Below are 4,058 nucleotides of genomic sequence, written 5' to 3' on the forward strand. Positions count from 1 at the left end.
TGTGCACTTATACACCGCTGGAACTTATGAATGCGGCTGGCGTAAATCAAGTGAGACTATTTAAGATGGGCAATACCGAAGTGGTTGCCAGTGGTGAGCAAATCACCCAAAGCGTATTCTGCGATTTTACCAAGAGCATTCTGGGCGCATTTAAAGAAAGCGATCCTCTATATCGATCTTTAGATAAAGTGTATACCTTCTATACCTGCGACTGCATAAAAAAAGTAGGCGAAGCCATTGGTGACTTTTTTACTCCGACCGATATTTATATCCTGCCCCGTCTGCGGCATAAAGAATCCTCGCGGGGATATTACCGGACCGAGATTTTAAACTTCAAGGAAGACCTGGAAAAACTGTCCGGCCATACCATAACAGACGAAGAAGTGAAGGAACAAATCAAAATCTATAACAAAGTGCGGGCAGTATTAAAGCAGATATCAGATTTACGCAAACGGGATAATCCGCCGCTCAAAGGCAAGGATTTCTTAGACCTTATCAAAGCCTATTATTACTTGCCGCCAGATGAACTGCTGATTTTGTACCAAGAACTGTATGATATCTTGGCCGCTGTGCCTGACCAGGGACCGAAGCCCATCAGGCTGATGATGGCGGGGGGGATTGTAGCCGATGGTGACCGGCGGCTTCTGGAACTCATTGAAGATACCGTAGGGGCCAGGGTAGTCATCGAAGACCATTGCACCGGCTCCCGCAATGTCAGTTTCCAGATTAGCGAGGCAGGGGATCCCTATCAGGCCTTAGCCGAAGGGTACCTGGACCAATCACCTTGCACCAGGATGAAACCGCTTCAGGAAAGAGTTGTCATTTCTGGCAATTTAGCGCAGGAATATAGGGTGGACGGAATTTTGTACGTATATCTCAAATTCTGCCCGTGCTATGGTCAGATCAAGCACGAGTTTTTCCGGCACTATCAAAAACTTGGCATACCGGTGCTGGAAGTGCCTATAGACTACTCGGCCAGTGACCAGGGACATCTCAAAACAAGACTTTAAGACTTTATCGATGTTTTGTGTTAAATAGAAGGCATTACCACCCAGGCAGGACGGAAAAGTTCCCATCTGGCCTAAAGATAATCCGAAAAAATAAAAGGAGTGAACAAAATGATAAAAATAGTAGATGTTATTGATAAAAAACTGGTTGCTACTTTTACCAATGATGTAGTTATAGGTATGGACATTGGTTCCCGTACCGGCAAAGCCGTCTTACTTTCTGAGGGCAAGCTGTACACCGCCATTACGCCAACTGCGGTATTTACCCAGCAAACTGCCGATAAACTGTTTGGTATTTTACTGAAACAGACTGGTTTGAAACATTCCGATATCCAGTATATTGTCGGTACAGGGTATGGCCGGATATCGCTCGATTTCGGTGATATCCCCCACAAAATTGTGACAGAAATCTCTTGCCATGCTATGGGAGCTCATGTGCTCAATGCCAATGTACGATCCATTGTCGACATTGGCGGACAAGACTCAAAGGCTATCCGCGTAGACCCCAGAAACGGCAAAGTAGTGGAGTTCATTATGAATGACAAATGTGCCGCCGGTACCGGCCGGTTTTTGGAAAAAGTAGCCCAGCTGCTAGATCTGACAACTGAGGAATTGGGACAGGAAGCGCTCAAAGCTACCAAACCGTCAGATATCAGCAGTCAGTGCGTAGTATTTGCCGAATCGGAAGTCATCTCGCTAAAAGCTAAAGGCGAAAAACGGAGCGATATTGCCGCCGGCATTCATATTGCTACCGCTCGCCGTATTCGCAACCTATTTAACCGGATCGGCCTGGAGTCGGATTTAGTATTTACCGGCGGGGTATCCAATAATGCCGGCATGAGAAAGGCGGTAGAAGCAGTATTGGGTCATCCCATTATTGAAGACAAGTTAGATACCAATTATGCTGGGGCGTTTGGTGGAGCCGTTATTGCCCAAAAAAGTCTGACGCTGGCAAGTGCTGAAAAGGAAGAATTATCCGTTTCGGCCAGTTAACGATAGCAGGCAATCAAACGCATAGGGGGCGTTGAAATGAACACTCGGTTAAAAAATAATCGGCAAACAATGTTGATTATTACTATCATGCTGTTGGCATTGTCGGTATCTGTGCTTGGTTGCTCGAACAAGCAAGAAAAGCAACAGACGGCTAGCTCAGCCAAACAGCTTGATATCATAAGAGTTCCCAGCCCTAGTGATATAACCCGACCAGATATCTATATGATTGCGGAAGAACTAGGCTATTTTGCCGAAGAAGGCATTGAGCTTGAATACGTAGGGAAGGTACCATCTCCACAGTTAGTTGCGTCAGTAGTCGCCGGAAAGATTGATGTCGGTGGCGCGCATATCAACAGGACCATTGCCGGTATTTCGGCAGGTGCCAAGATCAAAGCCGTAGTAGCGGGCACTGAGACTACCAAAGAAATACCGCATATGGTGTTTGTGACTTTGGACAATAGTCCGGTGAGGAGTGCACAGGATATGGTTGGTAAGAAAGTCGGTATTCCCACCATTGGCGGCTGTAACGAATACACTCCCTATGCCTATCTGAAGAAAAACGGCATAGACTCACCGAAAGGTAAGATAGAAATCATTGTTATGCCGGAAGCCAATCTTGAGCAAGCCTTGCGGCAAGGCGACATTGATGTAGCCGGTTTTCACAAAAACCCTGATTTTTTATTGGCACGCGGAGGTCTCAAAGTACTGTTTACCGACTATGATGTTTTTGGCACAATTGGCGGCAATACGCCCTTGTATTTCTCAGAAAAATTTATCAAAGAAAAGCCTGATGTGGTCAGACGGTTTGTAAGAGCAGTGGCTAAGGCCAATGACTGGGCTGACGCCAATCAACAACAGGCAATTGATATTACGGTAAAAAGAGCCAATGTTGATCCCAAATTGTTACGAACCGGCTATTTTGCTCCTAATGGCATCATTCACCCGGAAACGGTTGCCATCTGGATTGATTTGTTGAAAGAATTTGGTGAAATAAAAAATGATCTAAAACCGGAGCAGATTTTTACTAACGAATTTAACCCCTACGCCTGTAAATAGGTTTTGGTAACAGATACTTGGGAAAGGGAGGAATTTATTATGGATATCGAGGACATTCAAAGTCCGCGGGACTATCTCGTCTACAGTAAAGAGAAAGTTCATTATTATTCACCGGCCATCGGCAAGTTGTTAGATCTGTCTACATCTTATGTTCAAGACGCAGAAAAGGCATATGCGGAGGGAAAAATTAATGCCGTTTGGTCGCGGGCGAGCGGCTGGGAGATACCGCTGGCCTATGCTTCTGATATTATTCCGGTAGCCTTTAGTGAGATGGGGCGGCTAAGTGACTTGGAATCAGTCACAATTGCTGAAGATTACTATCAGTTTCCACAAGAAACCTGCTCAATGGTAAAGTGCACGGTTGGTCAATGGCACAAACGCCGTGGTACTGGTATCAGAAGAATTATTGGTGCCAGTGTGGCCTGCGAACCTTACAATCTTGCCTGGGAGTTAATGCGAAAGCAGGACTATGATGTTCATGTCATTGATGTGGTTTACCGGGCCCCCGGTGTAAAAGGGGAACGGCTGGAACAGTTAGTACAGTTCTTGATTGACCAAATTTACGAAACAGCCCACTGGCTGACAGGAAGTAAGGAAATTAATGAAGACAAATTAAGAATTGAGATTCTGCGCAAGAACCGACTCATTGCCAAAGTTCGGAAAGTACTGGATCTCAGGCTTAAACATCCTTATTATATGCGCAGTCTCCCGGCGATCTATTTGCTCACAGGCTTAAACACCTATTTTGGAAAACCGGTCGAATACGAGGCCGTGCTGGATGACTTGATCAAAGAATTGGAGGCAACTCCTGTCAATCAGCGCGACTTGGATAAAGTCATTCCCTTGGTTTGGGTCGGCAGCGCCGGACAGGAATTTGGCATTTATGAAGCCATTGATCAAGCTGGCGGCGCATTGCTTGGTTTCCGGGGCTATCCTTTTAATAATTATGACGAGACATTGCCGCCGGTGGAGGCACTAGCTCGCCATGTACTGGAGAACCAG

4 protein-coding genes are annotated in these 4,058 nt (G+C 45.9%); all 4 read left to right on the forward strand.

All coding sequences use genetic code 11. From position 1 onward, the window contains the following. The coding region (locus tag AC29Z1_RS14645; RefSeq protein ID WP_488272194.1) for a 2-hydroxyacyl-CoA dehydratase subunit D at positions 1–1,010 on the forward strand (1,010 nt) is incomplete at its 5' end. A gap of 108 nt (positions 1,011–1,118) precedes the next feature. Further along, a complete protein-coding gene (locus AC29Z1_RS14650; protein WP_488272195.1) occupies positions 1,119–2,000 on the forward strand; it encodes an acyl-CoA dehydratase activase in 882 nt (293 codons plus the stop codon). 36 nt (positions 2,001–2,036) lie between these two features. Further along, positions 2,037–3,056 (forward strand): ABC transporter substrate-binding protein, encoded by a 1,020-nt coding sequence (locus AC29Z1_RS14655; RefSeq protein ID WP_488272196.1) that lies wholly within the window; start codon positions 2,037–2,039, stop codon positions 3,054–3,056. Positions 3,057–3,095: 39 nt separating this feature from the next. Further along, positions 3,096–4,058: 2-hydroxyacyl-CoA dehydratase family protein (locus AC29Z1_RS14660; RefSeq protein ID WP_488272197.1), on the forward strand; the 963-nt coding region annotated here is incomplete at its 3' end.

Source organism: Sporomusa sp. (assembly GCF_057736855.1).

Bases quoted from the DNA above. Each gene is read 5' to 3' on its own strand.
- AC29Z1_RS14650 (WP_488272195.1), top strand. From the start codon at position 1,119: ATGATAAAAATAGTAGATGTTATTGATAAAAAACTGGTTGCTACTTTT.
- AC29Z1_RS14655 (WP_488272196.1), top strand. From the start codon at position 2,037: ATGAACACTCGGTTAAAAAATAATCGGCAAACAATGTTGATTATTACT.